12 protein-coding genes are annotated in these 16374 nt (G+C 63.0%); 4 read left to right on the forward strand and 8 right to left on the reverse strand.

Going from position 1 to position 16374, the window contains the following annotated elements:
- The first annotated feature begins 94 nt into the window (after positions 1–94).
- Positions 95–1348 carry an MFS transporter gene (locus NUH88_RS17435; RefSeq protein WP_257767692.1) on the forward strand — a complete coding sequence of 418 codons (1254 nt, stop codon included), beginning with the start codon at positions 95–97 and terminating at the stop codon, positions 1346–1348.
- A gap of 1 nt (position 1349) precedes the next feature.
- Here the strand turns inward: NUH88_RS17435 and NUH88_RS17440 are convergent, their stop codons facing one another.
- Both NUH88_RS17440 and NUH88_RS17445 read right to left on the reverse strand, forming a co-directional pair.
- Positions 1350–2084 (reverse strand): DsbA family protein, encoded by a 735-nt coding sequence (locus NUH88_RS17440; protein WP_257767694.1) that lies wholly within the window; start codon positions 2082–2084, stop codon positions 1350–1352.
- Positions 2085–2205: 121 nt separating this feature from the next.
- Complete coding sequence (locus NUH88_RS17445; RefSeq protein WP_257767701.1) at positions 2206–3573, reverse strand: M48 family metalloprotease; 1368 nt, start codon at positions 3571–3573, stop codon at positions 2206–2208.
- A gap of 99 nt (positions 3574–3672) precedes the next feature.
- Between NUH88_RS17445 and NUH88_RS17450 the strand changes: the two genes are divergently transcribed.
- Positions 3673–5235: a gamma-glutamyltransferase gene (locus NUH88_RS17450; protein WP_257767702.1), complete on the forward strand. Its 1563-nt coding sequence runs from the start codon at positions 3673–3675 to the stop codon at positions 5233–5235.
- Between the two features lie 16 nt (positions 5236–5251).
- Positions 5252–6403, forward strand: a complete 1152-nt coding sequence (locus NUH88_RS17455; RefSeq protein WP_257767703.1) for a pyridoxal phosphate-dependent aminotransferase — start codon at positions 5252–5254, stop codon at positions 6401–6403.
- A gap of 120 nt (positions 6404–6523) precedes the next feature.
- On the opposite strand, the gene NUH88_RS17460 is transcribed toward NUH88_RS17455, so the two are convergent.
- Positions 6524–7462 (reverse strand): LysR family transcriptional regulator, encoded by a 939-nt coding sequence (locus tag NUH88_RS17460; RefSeq protein WP_257767704.1) that lies wholly within the window; start codon positions 7460–7462, stop codon positions 6524–6526.
- Between the two features lie 160 nt (positions 7463–7622).
- Here NUH88_RS17460 and gbd point away from each other — a divergent pair, with 160 nt between their 5' ends.
- Positions 7623–8759: a 4-hydroxybutyrate dehydrogenase gene (gbd, locus tag NUH88_RS17465; RefSeq protein WP_257767705.1), complete on the forward strand. Its 1137-nt coding sequence runs from the start codon at positions 7623–7625 to the stop codon at positions 8757–8759.
- Positions 8760–8933: 174 nt separating this feature from the next.
- Here the strand turns inward: gbd and NUH88_RS17470 are convergent, their stop codons facing one another.
- The 5 genes from NUH88_RS17470 to NUH88_RS17490 form a co-directional block, all read right to left on the reverse strand.
- Positions 8934–12128: an efflux RND transporter permease subunit gene (locus NUH88_RS17470; protein ID WP_257767706.1), complete on the reverse strand. Its 3195-nt coding sequence runs from the start codon at positions 12126–12128 to the stop codon at positions 8934–8936.
- Positions 12129–12138: 10 nt separating this feature from the next.
- Complete coding sequence (locus NUH88_RS17475; RefSeq protein WP_257767707.1) at positions 12139–13248, reverse strand: efflux RND transporter periplasmic adaptor subunit; 1110 nt, start codon at positions 13246–13248, stop codon at positions 12139–12141.
- A 45-nt stretch (positions 13249–13293) separates the two neighbouring features.
- The gene (locus tag NUH88_RS17480; protein ID WP_257767708.1) at positions 13294–13839 is read right to left on the reverse strand and encodes a PadR family transcriptional regulator; all 546 of its coding nucleotides are present in this window, start codon (positions 13837–13839) and stop codon (positions 13294–13296) included.
- A 156-nt stretch (positions 13840–13995) separates the two neighbouring features.
- A complete protein-coding gene (locus NUH88_RS17485; RefSeq protein WP_257767709.1) occupies positions 13996–14685 on the reverse strand; it encodes an SDR family NAD(P)-dependent oxidoreductase in 690 nt (229 codons plus the stop codon).
- 51 nt (positions 14686–14736) lie between these two features.
- Positions 14737–16374: a thiamine pyrophosphate-dependent enzyme gene (locus tag NUH88_RS17490; protein ID WP_257767710.1), complete on the reverse strand. Its 1638-nt coding sequence runs from the start codon at positions 16372–16374 to the stop codon at positions 14737–14739.

Below are 16374 nucleotides of genomic sequence, written 5' to 3' on the forward strand. Positions count from 1 at the left end.
GTATGCAGCGAAAGAGATGCGCGCGACATCTTTCCGAGGATTCCATGCCCGTCATTTTTGATCTTAGCGTGCCGGCCGTGGCGGCTGTCGTCTGATGGCGGATGCCGCGACGGCCGGTACGCGCCGGGCCGCAACTCGGGTTTTCATAATTCTCTGCAGCTTTCTGACGCTGGTCCAGATTAACCGGGTTGGCGGCGGCGTGATCGCAAACGGCCTGATCGATCAGCGCGGAATATCGCCGGCTGCACTCGGCGGCATCATCGGCGCCATGTCGCTTGCGGCGGCGGCCGTGCAGATACCGATGGGTGTGCTCTTCGACCGTTATGGCGCGCGTATCACCACCTCAGTGCTGAGCCTGATCGCGGTTGGCGGGATCATCGTCTTTGCCGTTGCGGAGACGGCAACGGCTCTTACTGGCGGGCGCATACTGATCGGGATCGGCCATGCCGGAGCCGTTACGACGGTTTATCTGATTGTCCTCGGCTGGACACCGCCTGACCGGGTGGCCACGATTTCGGCACGGATGATCGCCATTTCGGGGGCGCTCAGCGGTACGTTGGCCACGGCGCCGCTCGCTATCATGCTGCAGTCCGTCGGCTTTACTCAAAGCTTCCTCACGCTTGCGGCCGCGATCCTGATCATGACGGCGCTCATCTATTTCTGCGTGCGCGACCACCCGCCCGGCATTGAACGGCCGGAGCGGCCTCCCGAGAAGCTTACGACGGCCTTCACGGCGATTCTGACCATGATGCGGAATCCGGACATCCGGGGCACCCTGATCATGGCGAGTTGTTTCGCTGCGCCATTCGCGACGATCGGCGGGCTTTGGGCGGGGCCTTACCTGCGAGAGGTCCACGGGCTTAGTCAAACTCATGCCGGATACGTGCTGCTGGCGATGGTGCTGGTGCACAATGCCGGCACCCTGGGGTTCGGGCCGCTCGATCGGATGTTCAATTCCCGAAAGAAAGTGGTGCTCGCCAGTTGCGCGGCGATGATCGTGACCTTGGGCGTTCTTGCGATTCTGCCCAACCCGCCCCTCTGGCTCGCGCTCGTTTTTCTGCTGCTTTTCTGCGTGACCGCGCCGTTCTTCGTCGTGCTGGCCGCGCATTGCCGGGGCTTCGTACCGGATCATCATGCGGGGAGGGCAATTACCGGCATGAGTCTTGTCGGTGTCGGGACGATCTTTCTGATCCAGTGGGTCACCGGCTTTATTGTCGATTTTGCAGCCGAAGAAGCGGAGACTGCCTACAGATTGGTCTTTGCGACCGTCGCGGGACTGGTTCTGATTGCGGCGCTGTTCTACGCCCGGGTCCGGGATATTCCACCCTTGCCGCCGGGCGGAAGCTGACTCAGCCTTTGCGGGCCGCCTCGATCTGCTCCACCAAGGTATCTAGGCTCACCGCTCCCGGCAGTATCTCGTCGCCAATGATGAAGGCGGGGGTTCCATTTATGCCAATGGAACGGGCGAGCAATGTTGCCTCGCGGATGGTTTTCTCCGTCTCCGGCGCGTTCATATCCGCCTTGAGCTTGTCGAGATCGAGGCCGACCTCGCGCGCTGTCTGAAACACGGCCGCATCGCTCAACTTGCCGCGATACCCCATCAGCGCGACGTGGAACTCACGATAGGCCCCTTGGTTGCGGGCGGCGACGGACGCCCGGGCCGCCGTGACGGAGGCGGGGCCGAGGATCGGGAACTCCTTCATCACCCAACGGACGTTCGGATCCTGCTTCAGGAGTTGGATGACGGGCGCGACCATGCGTTTGCAATAGCCGCACTGGTAATCGAAAAACTCAACCACCGTCACGTCTCCGTCCGGATTGCCCAGGACCGGATCGTTCGGATTGGCGGTGATTTCCGCTTGCAGTTGGGACAGGGCGAGACGTTGACGCTGCTTTTCTTCCGCTTCCTGACGTTGCTGGAAGGCGTTCAGCGACTCCAGGATTACTTCGGGGTTTTTCAGAATGTAATCGCGAATGGCGGCGTCCAGCGCCTCCTTTTGCGTATCGGAGAATGGCTCGGCGGCGATCGCCGGGCTCGCGCCGAGCGCAAATGCGATACCGGCGGCGGCAGTCAGTTGGCTCAAGGGCCTCAAAGCGGAGCGGTGCAGGAGGGGCATGTGCCGTGCCTTTCCGGTTCGGATGTCGGGCGCGGACTTTGGGCCGGAAGCGGCCGGTACGCAACCCACGTTCGCGTTATGCGCGGTGTCAGCGCGTCTTCCTGTCCCTGTCGCGCGGCGTGGAAAGCTGCTCGATATCCGTCGCGCGCAGCCAGGCTTCCGTGTTCGGCTGGAGCTTCTGCTTCGCCCGGTTGGCTTGCAGCGCGGCATCCCGCTCCCGTCCCGACCGGTAGGCTTCCTCCGCCAGAGCAAGCGCCGACATTCCGTGATCGCCGTTTTTCCCGTAGGCGATCGCGAGCTGGCGCCAGGCGAATGTCGAACGCGGCAGTTCCTGAACCACGCGCTCTAGGTTTTCCTGCGCCTCCACGTTGCCCTGCGGAGTGCCAAGCGCCAACAGAACGCGCGAGAATTCCAGCTGTATCCGCGGTGCCTCCGGGAGCAACTCGTGGGCTTTGCGGTACGCCTTTTCGGCTTCGGCCGGGCGCCCCCCCTCGAACAGGATCTGCCCCTTCAGTTCGTGGAAGTAGGGATCGTCGGGATGATCCTTCAGCAAATCGTCCACAAGAACGATCGCCTTCTTAAGGTCCGGCAGGCGATAGTTGGCGATTGCCCGCGCATAGCGCGCCTCGAGCGACATGTCCGATTCATCGTAATCCCGGAAGGTGCGTGCCGGACTGCGAATGAAGCCTTTCAGTTTCGCCACCATCCTGCGGTGCTTGATCTGCAGCTCTTCCGGCAGTTTGTCGTCCGAATAGGGGGACTGGGCGACATGGGCCTCGACGAAATTGATCCGGTCCTGGGTCAGCGGGTGGGTGCTGGCATAGGGCGACCGGCTGCGGCCGCTGAGCAGCTCCTGGCCGCTGAGGGTGGAAAGGAACTCAAGCATGCCGCGCGACGACTCGCGGTTGGCGTCAAGATAGCGGATGGCTGCCTGGTCCGCTGCGGATTCCTGTGTGCGGCTGTAGGAGAGAAGCGAGTCCTGAACCGCCGCCTGGCTGCCCTGGATGATCGCACCCGCGGCGTCGCCCCGGCCGGTCGCGAGCGCCGCTCCGGCACCGAGAATGAGCCCGAGCAGCGCGTTCTGGCTGGCGTTGCGCAATGCTTCGCCGGTCCGGGCCAGATGCCCGCCGGCGATGTGACCTGTTTCGTGGGCGATCACGCCCAGAAGCTGTTCCGGGGTCTCCGTCGCCATCAGCAGGCCGGTATGGAAGAAGATGTTCTGCCCGCCCGCAACGAACGCGTTCAGCGTGTCGTCATTGATGAAATAGAGATCTATCGCCGACGGGGAGAGGCCCGCCGTCTGGAAAACGGGAGTGGAGAGTTCCCGGATGTAAAACTCAATCTCCGTGTCGGTGACGTAGGAGCGGGCATCGGCAGACCGGTGCGCTCCGGCGAAAAACACGAGGGCAGTCACCAGCGCAATTAGATGCTTGCCAACGAGGGCTTTGCACTTCATGGATTTCGGTCCGAGCCTGTTGGTGCAGTGCGCATGAAGGTCTAATGTGCGCGCCCTATGGAAGGCATTCAATAGCCAGCGGCAAATTGAGGGGAAGTTATGTTTCGAAAAACCGTGCCTTTGGCATTGGCGATGTGTGCCGGTTTGCTCACGGGGTGCGCGAGTGACGAGGTCGTCGAAGTCACGGAAGGCTTTTTCGGAGCGGTTGCCGTCGATGAACCCCGTGCGGCGGTCGTCGCGCAGGACGTCCTCGTACAAGGCGGAAACGCTGCGGACGCAGCGGTTTCGGCGTTCTTTACGCTTGCAGTGACCTTGCCGTCTTCGGCCGGTCTCGGTGCGAACGGATCGTGTGTCGTGTTCGATCCCGCGGGCAATCGGTTCGAGCAGCTGTCCTTCCAGTCGAGGCCTCTCTCTAATGGCGACGACGGGATCGCCGTGCCGCTGGGGCCGCGCGCGATGTTTGCGCTGCATGCCCGCTACGGCAGTTTGCCGTTCGGCCAGCTAATCCGCGATGCCGAGCAACTCGCCCGTTTCGGCGATATCGTCTCGCGCCGCCTCGCCGAGGATCTTGCCCGCGACGGCGCGGTGCTGCGCGAGGCCGGACCGGACAGGTCCGAATTGCTGGCACCGTCAGGCGACCTGCTTGCCGCGGGATCGCCGCTTCAGCAACTTGACCTCGCGGCGACTCTCAGCCGGCTTCGCGGCGCGGGTGTGGGCGATCTCTATTCCGGACAGTTGGCGCAAAGGTTCATCGAGTCCGCGAAGACGCTGGGCTACACGGTGGACCCGGCCCGTCTGAGAGCGGAGGTTCCGTCATGGTCGGACGCGACGGGTGTCGAGTTCGACAGTCATATATGGGCGCTGGCCGCGAGTCGGCCTAAGGACCAGGCGCTGCTCGCCAAGACCCTCGCCATCGCGTTTCACGAGGCCGACTGGGCGACGTCGCCGCGGGAAACGGATCCGCTGATGGTGGCTGAGATGTCGGTGCGGGCGGCCAATGCCGTCGCCGCCGGGAATATGGACGCGAGCGAGGACGAGGCGGAAAGGCTGTTCGGCGATTTCCGGCCGGGCGCAGAGCGCAGCCGCGCCACGCCGGGCGCTATCGCGCTGTTCGGCGGCACCGCGCATTCGGGCGCGACGAGTTTCACCGTTTCGGATAAACGCGGGCTTTCGGTCGGCTGTGCGCTCACCATGAACCACGCGTTCGGAACCGGAAAGGTACTGCCGGAAATGGGTGTGCTGGCCGCGCCGTCTCGTGTCGGCACGGAGGCACCGCTCGCCGCTGCCGTCATCGCCGGAAACAGGAATGCCTGGCAGGTCCACATGACTGCAATGGCGGCAGGCGGCCGGTCGGTGGTCTCGGCGCTCGCCCCGGCAATCGCCCGCAACTATGTGGGCGGGCAGCAATTGGCGGGCGCGGTTGCGGCTGTGCGTTCCCATTACGATCCCTCGGCCGACATGCTCTATGTCGAGCAGGGGACAGAGCAGGCTGCGGCCAATGCGGCCGCGGCCGCCGGCTACCGTGTCCGGTTGGCCGACCTTCCGGTTGGCGCCGTCCGTCTGTTTCGCTGCAAAAACGGCTTGCCGCGCAGCGAGCTCGATTGCGGTGCCGCGGACGATCCGCGCGGCCGGGGCCTGATGCTGTATGAAGCCGTCAAGTGACGGGAAGGGCCGGCCGATGAGTTTCAAGGTGTCCCGTCGCGGCGATGTGCCGCCTTTCATCGTCATGGACGTAATGCAGGCGGCGGAGGCGCGTGAGAAAGCGGGCGGGGATGTGCTGCACCTTGAGGTCGGACAGCCTTCCACCCCGGCCCCCCGCCGCGTGCTGGAGGCGGCGAAGCGGGCGCTCGACGAGGATCGCATCGGCTATACGCTCGCCTCCGGGATCGACCCGCTGAGGGAGCGGATCGCCCGGCATTACAAGGATTGGTACGGCGTCTCCCTGGACCCGGCGCAGGTGATGGTGACCACCGGGTCGTCCGGCGCTTTCCAGATCGCCTTCCTGGCTGCGTTCGAAGCGGGAGACAGGGTCGCGATGGCCTCTCCCGGTTATCCTGCTTACCGGAACATTCTCTCGGCACTCGGCGTCGAGCCGGTGCTTCTGGAAACCGGCCCGGAACACCGATACCAGCCGACCCCCGCTCTGCTCGATGCGGCCGATGGCGAACTGGACGGGCTCATCGTTGCAAGTCCCTCCAACCCTTCGGGCACCATGCTCGGGGAGGCGGAGATGGCAGCTTTGACGCGTTATTGCCGGGAAAAGGGGATCCGTTTGGTCTCTGATGAGATCTATCACGGGATCGATTTCGGCATTCGCTCTGTATCGGCGCTGGAGAGCGACGACAATGCGATCGTCATCAACAGCTTCTCGAAATATTTCTCGATGACCGGCTGGCGCCTCGGCTGGATGGTGGTGCCGCGCGATCTCGCCGGCTCGATGGAGCGCTTGGCGCAGAATTTCTTCATCTCGCCACCCACGCTCTCCCAATTCGCCGGTCTCGCCGCCTTTGACTGCGGCGATGAGCTGCAGGCGAACGTGGCGCGTTATGCGCGAAACCGCGAGGTGCTGCTGAACGACCTGCCGGCTGCCGGTCTCGACGATCTCGCGCCGGCGGATGGCGCTTTCTACATTTATGCCGATGTCAGCCGCTACACGAACGACAGTGCGGCTTTTTCCACCCGGATGCTGAACGAGATCGGCGTCGCGGCCACGCCCGGGATCGATTTCGACCCGGCGCGCGGCCACGGCACGCTGCGTTTTTCCTTCGCCGGCGCCACCGGGGACATGGTCGAGGCGGCGGCGCGGCTGAAAGGCTGGCTGAAGGGCTGACGCCCGTCGCGCTAGAAACTCGCGCCTGCGGCCTGAGGTTTTCCGGCACCGGCTAAGGTGGTTGGGTAGGTTTGTCAGTCCAGGTCAGGAGGCTTCGACACGGCTCGGCGACGGGAAGAGTCAGATGGATCCGCCGCGAGGAGAAGGGGCGCCGGCCACCAGTTCGGCGACAAATCGCATCGATTGCTCAGACTGATCCTGCGAGCGGCGTGTGATGACTTCGTATGGCTCACTCTTGGACAGGAGATGAATGGGAAGAATGCAAGCCATTCCGAAGTTAGCGAAAAACTCGGCGACGTCTCCCGACAGCAAGGCCACCGTATTGCTGTTTCCTTGGATCAGGGCCATCGTCGTCAAAGCCGAGCGGGTTTCGATGATCGTGGACGGGAAAGGTAGTCCGGCGTGCCGGAATTCTTGTTCGAGAGAGCGCCTCATCGGCATCGAGGCCGTGTAGACGATCCACCGAGAGTGAGCAAGATCCGCCAGCGTGACTCGTTTCTTCCCGGCCGATGGGTGGTCGGGGTTGGCGATGGCTTTCAGGACCTCGTCATGGAAGGCGGTGATGTTGTAGAGGTGCGGCGCCGTGCTGACCGAATGCCGACCGATCACAAGGTCGAGCGCTCCGCGGTCCAGCTGCCGCAACAACTCTGCGCTGGTGTCTTCCAGAATCTCGATAGATGCTTCCGGAAAAAGCCGCAAATGCCGCTGAACGATTTCGGTGACAAATGGAACCGCTCCCATAATCGTCCCAATCCGGAGCTTAGTGCCGCTCCCGGCAGATAGGCCGGCCATTTCCCGTTCCAGCTTCTCTAGTTGGGCCAGTATGGTCTTGGCATTTCGAATGGCGCAGTCGCCTGCTACCGTCGGTCGCAGTCCGCGATTGGACCGATAGAAGAGCTTGTTGCCAATCAGTTGCTCGGCTTCCTGCAGGGCTTTCGTCGCGCGTGGCTGGCTTGTTCCGATCGTCTCGGCCGCTCGTTTAAGCGATCCGTTATCATCTATTGCAGAGATCAGCAGGAGTTGGCGTAAGGATAGTCTCGCGAGTGGAGAAGGAGGCATTTTCTCACGATAATTTCTATTTCGTTATATCGATATCCAAGGATCGTGGATTTACAGTCTGTCTTCAATGGTTTTATTGGAATTAAGATCGGGCGGTGCTTGAGGGCAAATCGGCATAGGTACCGCGCTAAGTTTCTTTTTTGATATATCAGGAAAAGCAATGGCGCTGATCAACTATGTCACCCGCGTTCAGTTCGGTTTCGGTGAACTCGCTACGCTCAAGTCGGAGCTGATGCTGGCTGGTATAACGCGACCGCTCATTGTTACGGACAAAGGTGTCCGGAAGCTTGGCTTACTCGAAAAGATCGAGGCCACAATGGGTACGGTCCCGGCCGGCATTTTCGATGATACTCCAGGTAATCCAAATGAGGCGGCGGTCAGAACGGCAGCCAAACAGTTCCGAGAGGTGGAAGCCGACGGGATTGTCGCGGTCGGCGGTGGCTCGGCGCTAGATCTCGCGAAGGCCGTTGCCATACTCGCCGCGCATGGTGGCGAGTTGAAGACCTATGCCATGATCGAGGGCGGGGTCGAGAAGATCAGCGGAAAAACTTGGCCTACAATTGCGATCCCGACCACTGCCGGAACCGGAAGTGAAGTTGGACGCGCAGCGATCATTATCCTCGACGATGGCCGCAAGGTCGGTCTTCTTTCTCCATATCTCATCCCAAAGTCGGCCATTGTTGATCCGGAACTGACATTGAGCCTGCCGGCCTTTCTGACCGCGGCAACCGGAATGGACGCGATCTCGCATTGTATCGAGACTTATCTTGCACCTTCCGTCAATCCGCCTGCCGACGGCATCGCACTAGAGGGATTGCGGCGCGGATGGGCCAATATACGTCTTGCCACTAAGTCCCCCGACGATCGCTCTGCACGCGCTGAGATGGCGATCGCTGCAACAATGGGGGCTATGGCCTTCCAGAAGGGACTGGGGTGCGTTCATAGCCTCAGTCATGCGCTTGGCGGGATATGCCCGAACCTGCATCACGGTACGCTCAATGCTGTATTCATGCCGGCGGTGATCGATTTCAATCGTAAAGCTCCGATTTCGACCGGCGGGAAAAAGTACGATTACCTTGCGCGGGCAATGGCGCTTGATTCGGGGGACGAAGTTGCCGTGGCAATCAGAGAAATGACGAATGCAATCGGTCTTCCCACGCGCCTATCCGAACTCGGAGTCCCCAAAGAGCTGTTCGATAGGATCGTGACGGCCGCGCTCGCCGATCACAGCCACCAGACCAACCCGATCGATGCCAGCGCCGCAGATTACCTCAGCATGCTCGAGGCATCCTACTGATCCGACTGGATTTCACTCTCCATTTCGAGCGACTGTTTGCTGTAGGCTCGGTCGCACGGCTGCCAGATTGAGACAGCGACGGCACCAGCGCCTAATGCGCACTCTTCACAAGTGACCGCAACGGTCGTCAAGGTCGAAGGCGGTAGGTTTGCATCTTAGTTCTCGGCAGTTGATCTACTCGACCGCGTTGGCGATGCCGTCACCGGAATAGGGATGATCCGGTTCCATCCCCGCTTTGCGCGCGCGGCGGGCGGCTCTCCAGGACTGGAAGTTCGCCCGGACCTGTAGCGCCGAGGGCGTGACGATCAGCGTCAGAACGGTCGCGAAGCCCATTCCAAAGACGATCGCGGAGGAGAGGCCGACCCACCATTGCGTCGAAGGCGCGCCGACCGAGATCTCCCGCGTGAAGAGATCGATATTGGTCTGGAACACCATCGGCAGGAGGCCGAGCATGGTGGTGATCGTGGTCAGCATCACCGGACGGAGGCGCTGGGCGCCGGTCCGGAGGATCGCTTCGGTGGCGTCCGCGGTCGTGGTCTTCAGCGCGTCGAAGGTATCGATCAGCACGATATTGTTATTCACCACGATGCCGGCGAGCGCGATCACGCCGATCCCACTCATCACGATGCCGAAAGGTTGGCCGGTGACCATCAGGCCGATCATCACGCCGATGGTGGACATGATGACCGCGCTCAGGATCAGGAAGGCGCTGTAGAAGCTGTTGAACTGGGTCACCAGAACGATTGCCATGATAAAGAGCGCGACGCCGAAGGCCTTTCCGAGGAAGGCCTGGGCGGCTTTCTGCTCCTCGTCCTCACCCTTGAATTTGTAGGTGACCCCGTCCGGCAGTTCCACCGTGCCGAGCCACTCGGTCAGCTCCTGCACCTTGTCGTCGGCAAGCACGCCGGGCAGTACGTCCGCCTTCACCGCCATCACCTGGCGGGCGTCCGAGCGCTTGATCGTACCGACCTTGTCCTGTGCGCCCCACGAGACGAAGTTGCGCAGCGGGACGAGCCCCATATCGGTCTTCATCCGGATCGCAAGGAACTGGTCGAGGCGGCGGAACGGTCGCGGATAGCGCACGACGATATCGATTTCCTCGTCGCTGTCGTTCGGCCGGTAATCGCTGATCTTCAGGCCGCGGGTGACGAGCTGCACATAGCTGCCGATCAGCGCGACGTCGGCACCGAATTTCGCAGCCTGCGCACGGTCGACGGCAATCTGCCATTCGATGCCGGGAATGTGCCTGTCATCCTCGATATTCAGCAGACCCTCCATGCGGTCGAACTGTTCACGAACCATGGCAGCCGCTTCGGTCAACCGGTCGGGATAGTGCGAGCGAAGCTGCACCTGGACAGGCTTTCCGGTCGGCGGACCGCCCTGTTCCTTGGCCGGTTCCACGATGACTCCGGGATAGGCGCGCGCGCGTTCGCTGATATCGGCAAGAATGTCGTCGGCTGGCTGGCGGTTGCCCCAATCGTCGAACTCGACCTGAATGGTTCCGATCACGTCCTCGGCGACGTCCTGTCCCCCGCCGCTGCCGCCTTCCTTGTCCCCGACATAGGTGTAGACGGACTTGAAGCCGCCGACCTCAAGCACTTCCTTCTCGATCTGGAAGACGAGGCGGGCTTTCTCGGCTGTCGACATGTTGCCGCGCGCATGGACATGGATCATGGCGTTGTCCGGCTCGACATCGGGGAAGAACTCCACCCCGTTGCCATGGGTCGCGTAGTACCATTGGACACCGACGAGCAGCAGGGCCGCTCCCGCGAGCACCTTGCCGGGATGGCGCAGCGCCGCCCGGAGCACGCGCAGATACCCGCCGGTAAAACCTTTCACCTTGCCGAGATCGCCGTCCTCCATCGCTGCGAGCGCTTCCCTGCTTTCATCGCTCTGAGCGCCGGCCTTGCCGATGATGGCTCCGAGCGCGGGGACGAAGATCAAGGCCATCAGCAGCGATGCGGAGAGGGTTGCGATCAGGGTGATCGGCAGGAACTTCATGAATTCGCCGACAACGCCGGGCCAGAACAGCAGCGGCAGGAAGGCCGCGAGCGTGGTGGCGGTGGAGGCGATGATCGGCCATGCCATGCGCTTCGCCGCCGCCGCATAGGCGGAACGGCGGTCGAGGCCTTCCGACATCTTTCGGTCGGCGAATTCCGTGACGACGATGGCGCCGTCGACCAGCATGCCGACCGCGAGGATCAGGCTGAACAGGACGACGATGTTAACGGTGAGCCCGAGCGAGGAGAGAGTCAGGATGCCGAGCAGGAAGGAGCCCGGAATAGCGACGCCGACAAGACCCGCGGAGCGATAGCCGAGGGCGCCGACGATCACGATCATGACCAGCAGGATGGCGCTCAGCACGTTGTTGCGCAGATCGGTCAGCATGGTCCGGATCTGCCCGGACTTGTCCTGGCTGAAGGTCACGGTCACGCCCTCGGGCCAGGCCTTCTGCGTTTCCGCGACGATTTTCCTGACATTCTCGACCGTTTCGATGACGTTCTCGCCGATCCGCTTGGTCACCTCGATGCCGATGGCGGGTTTGCCGTCGAGCCGGGCATGGCTCTCCCGGTCCTTGAAGCCGCGCTCGACATGGGCGATGTCGCGCACCCGGACGACGGCGTCGCCATTGGTCTTGATCGGCTGGTCCAGGATATCGCCCAGGCTCTCGTAGAGGCCCGGAACCTTGATCGGGAACCGGCCATTGCCGGTATCGAGCGTACCCGCGGCGACGAGCTGGTTCGAACGGGCGACGATCTCAAGGACGGCGGCCGCGTCGATATTGTAGCTGTCGAGGCGCAGGGGATCGATGACGATCTCCACCAGCTCTTCGCGCTCGCCGCGCAGTTTCGCCTCGAGGACGGTGCTGATGCCCTCGATCTCGTCACGCAGGTTACGGGCGAGATGCAGCATGGTCCGTTCGGGCAACTCGCCCGAGAGGGTCACGACGAGGATCGGGAAGAGGCTGACATTGACCTCGTGCACGGTCGGCTCGTCCGCGTCTTCCGGCAATTCCGGCTTGGCGATGTCGACTTTTTCCCGGACGTCCGTCAGGGCCTGGTCGGCATCGAAACCCGCCGTGAATTCGAGGGTCACATTGGCGCCGCCCTCGTAGGCGGTCGCGCGCATTTCCTTTACGCCTTCAATGCTGCGCAACTCTGTTTCCATCGGCTTGAGCAGCAGCCGCTCCGCATCTTCCGGTGAGATCCCGTCGTGATGCAGCGAGACGTAGATGATCGGGATGTTGACGTCCGGGTCGGCTTCTTTCGGGATGGTCACATAGGCGACCGATCCCGAGATCAGAATCAGCAGCAGCACCATCAGGGTGGTGCGGCTGCGGTGCAGGGCGGCGTCGATCAGAGCATGCATGGCGGGCGCCTCAGCTGGCCTTGGCTTCGGGGGTGCCGACGATGGCTTCCGGGACCGCGCGGACCTTTTCGCCGTCGGAAACGAATTCCTGACCGACGGAGATCAGTTTCACCCGGTCGGGAAGGCCGGTCACGTAGGCCCAGTCGGCATCGCTGTCGACGACGGTGACGGTGCGGAACCGGACAATGCCGCCCTCACCGACGATCATCACGCCCAGCTGGCCGTCGTCGTTCAGGGTGAAGATCCCAGCCGAGAGCTTGTGTGCGAGGATTTCCGGGAGCGGCAGGACCATGCCCGCCGTGATGCCCTGTTCGATCTGCATCCCGGGGTTGGGAACCTCGAGTTCGACCTTGAAGGTCCGGGTCTGCGGATCGGCCGCGGCGGTGATGTAGCGGATCGTGCCGGTAAGCTGGGTACCGTCGAGCAATCGCGCGGCGCCGGGCCGCCCGACCGCGAGCTTGACACGTTCCTGCTCGGAGACCTGCGCCACCACGAGGATGGGGTCGAGATCGTAGAGCGTCGCGACCGGATCGCCACTCTGCACGACATCGCCGAGCTCCACCTGGATATCGTCGAGAATGGCGTCGAACGGGGCCTTGATCGCGAGCCGGCGGATCTCCTCCTCGATCTCGGCGAGATCGGCCTTGGCCTCCTGCAAGTCGGCATAGGTCGCGGCCCGCTGGGTCTTCGCCTGGAAGCCTTTGTTCGCGAGCTTGTCAGCAGCCGTAAACTCGGTTTCCCGCTGTTCAATCCTGGCCTTCGCCATCTGCCGCTTGGCTTCGCGATCCTCCGGGTCAAACCGGATGATCGTCTCGCCGCCGGTGACCGGGGCGCCTTCGGTCGCGCCGATCTTCACGACCTTGCCGAGGATCTGGGCCTTCAGCTCGATGTGCCGCGAGGCGGCGGTGCGGCCGGCGACGACGACGGCGGAGCGATACGGCTCGGACACGCTCTCGCGGATCCGGACGGAGGTCAGTTCCGGAGCCTTTGCTTCGGATCCGGCCGTGGCCGTTGCCTCGCTGTCCGTTCGGGCGCCGTTGGCAAATTGTCCGGAGACGATCCAGCCGGTGGCACCGATGGCGATGATCGCGGCGAGCAGGAGGGAGCGGTTCAGTCTCATGAGGCCTCGGCAAGCGGTAGAGAGAGGGTCGTGGGGAGGAGAGGGTTACTCGGCCGCATGGCGCGTCTCCGAGCGAAGCTTTTCAAGCAGCGGGCCGCGGTTCTGCCGCATATAGTCGGCGGCTGCACTGTAAATCGCGCAACCGAGCCCGCGGACGAAATCCATGCCCGGCTGACCGGCACAAGTCTCTTCCTTGGCCGTCAGATTGGCGATCTGCGCCTCATATTCCGCGATACGCTTGTCTATGAGGCGGCTGATCCGCTCCGGATGCTGCAGGCACGCGAAGAAAATCTGGAACAGAAGATCGGAGCGGTACTGATCGTCGCCCGGCGCCGTCTCGCAGGCGCGCAGCAACGCGGCAGAGCCCGCGGAGGTCAGGCTGTAGATTTTCTTGTCCGGGCGGCCGTCCTGAGCTTCCGCCGTCACCGTGACGAGGCCTTCTTCCGCCGCTTTGGTCAGGGCGGGATAGATCGCGCCGAGCGATGCCTTCTGGAAGTGCGCGAACGGACCCTCCGCAAACTGCTTGCGAATCTCGTAGCCGGTAGCGTCCCGCTGGCTGAGCACCGCGAGACAGAGCGTTTTGACATCCATGTATGAGCGCTCCGGTATATCGGGCCGATATACGTTCAATATGCCGGACCGATATATGGTACTGGACGGTGTAGTTTAAAGGACAAAATGCGATGTCGTATCCGAATAGGCGTTAAATGCGCTCTGGCGTGGCCGTTCGGTGACAGCCGCGGAGCCTCAGAACGCCTCTTTCCAGGGACGCAATTCGATTTCCCAAGCCCAACTGGAGCGTGGTTGCCGGTGGAATTGCAGGTAGGTCTCGGCAATCGCCTCCGGATCGAGCAGTTTGTTCTCGCCCGGTGCTTCGCGCGTGTCGCTCTCTGTCCGGATCCCGCCGTCGATGACGAAATGGCCGACATGGATGTTCTGCGGGTGCAGCTCGCGCGCCATGGACTGGGCGAGGCCGCGGAGGCCGAACTTGCCCATCGCGAAAGGCGCCGACTGCGGATAGCCCTTCACTCCGGCGGACGCGCCGGTGAAGAGAATCGTGCCGTGACCGGCCGCAAGCATCCGCTTTGCCGCCTGCTGGGCGACCAGGAAGGCGCCGTGACAAGTGACGGTGGTCGCGGCGAGCACCTCGTCCGGATCGAGGTCGACGAGCGGACCGCGTGCGCGTTTCGACGGGTTGAAGACGACGAGGTCCGGCGTGCCCATCGTGCCGTCGAGCCACGAGAAGAGGGCGGCGACGCTGTCTTTGTCGGCTACGTCGCAGGCTTTTGTCTGCGCGCCGGTTTCCGCCGCCAGAGCGCCGAGCTTGTCGGTATTCCGCGCGGCCAGGGCGATCTTCATTCCTTCTTTCGCGCAGAGCCGGGCCAGCGAGGCGCTGAGGCCGGCACCCGCGCCGACGATGAGGGCTGTTTCGGCCATGACTGTTTCCTTCTCAAATTGACGTCACCGGCGGAAGCAGCGGAGCCGCCTCTAGGGCCGGGAGGGTCCGGGTCGAATCACGGGCCACGGTTCCGGCATCTCTCCGACGGGCACCTCGATCAGGGTCGGCCGCGCGGCTGCGAAACCTTCCTCGATCCGGGCTCTCAGCTCGGCCGGCGTGGTTGCACGCAACCCTAGCGCACCGCAACTCTCGGCGAGCTTCACGAAATCGGGATTGGTGAACTGGCTCGCGATCACGCGGTTGTCGTAAAGCTCCTTCTGCATCCGCATGACGTTGCCATAGGCCCCGTCGGCGAACACCACGGCGACCACATTGATCCCGTGATGCACGGCGGTGGCGAGTTCCGGCATCGTATACATGAAGCCTCCGTCGCCATTGATCGAAAGCACAGGTTTGTCCGGATGCGCGACCTGCACGCCCAGCGCGGTGGCATAGCCGTAGCCCAGCGTTCCCTGGTAGCCGGGCGAGACCTGCATCCGCGGTCCGTAGGTCTCGAAACCGATGCGGCAGGCATAGGCGACCTGTGTAAACTCGTCGACGAGGAAGCCGTCCTCCGGCAGGGCCGCACGCAGGGCGGCGACCCACTCCATCTGCGGTCCGAGCTTCGCTTTGAACCGGGCAAGGAAGTCGGCTTTCAGAGCCTCCATCTCCTCGGTGCGCGAGGGGCGTTTCCGATTGTAGTGCGGGATCTTGGCGATTAGCCCGCGAGTCGCCTCCGCGGCGTCCGCGACGATGCCGATTTCCGGTTTTGCAACCCGGGTGAGTTCGGTCGGATCGATATCGACATGGATGACTTTGAGGCGGTCGTCGGTGCCCCAGGTCATACGCTCGTGCTGCAGCCGGCAGCCGATGGAGATCACCACATCCGCGTCCGCCCAGAGGCGGTTGCCGGCCGGGTGATGCAGCGAGAGCGGGTGCCGGTCGTCGAGCACGCCCTTTCCGTTCATGTAGGAGACGACCGGCGCCTGCAGCATCTCAGCAAGTTCACGGATTTCCTCCGATGCCTCGTAGGCGCCGCCGCCGACAAAAATCATCGGGTCGGCGGCATTTCCCAGGAGCTCCGCCGCCGCGGCGATCTGATCCGGATCGAGTTCCGGAGTTGCGGGCCGAGATGTCGCCGCGATCGGGCCGACCGGAGCCGCCTTGTGGAGCTGGTCGAGGGCCATCTCGATGCCGACCGGGCGCGGCCGGCCGCCGCGCAGTTCCCTGAAGGCCTGATCCATGATCGACGGCACCTCGGACGGATGGTCGATCCTGCGCGACCATTTGGTCAGCCGCTCCATCTGTCCGAGCTGGTCCGGGATCTCGTGCAGCATGCCGAGCCCGCGCCCGATCGTGTCGCTTGGGATTTGTCCGGTCAGTGCAAGGACCGAGGTATTGCATCCGTAGGCCGTGGAGAGCGCGGCGAAGGTATTGAGCAGGCCGGGGCCAGGGACAACGGCGTATGTGCCGATCCTGCCGCTCGACTGGGCATAGCCGAACGCCATGTAGGCGGTGCCCTGTTCATGCCGCGCATTGATGACGCGTAAACTGTTGCGCGCGTCGTAGAAGGCATTGAACAGCCCGTCGAGCTGGATGCCCGGAAGCCCGAAGACCGTATCGATCCCGTTCTCCGTGAGGGCGCGCACCAGCGCCGTCCCACCTGTCATCTTGGTGGAGCTCGCCAT

This window comes from Nisaea acidiphila (assembly GCF_024662015.1).
Taxonomy (GTDB): domain Bacteria; phylum Pseudomonadota; class Alphaproteobacteria; order Thalassobaculales; family Thalassobaculaceae; genus Nisaea; species Nisaea acidiphila.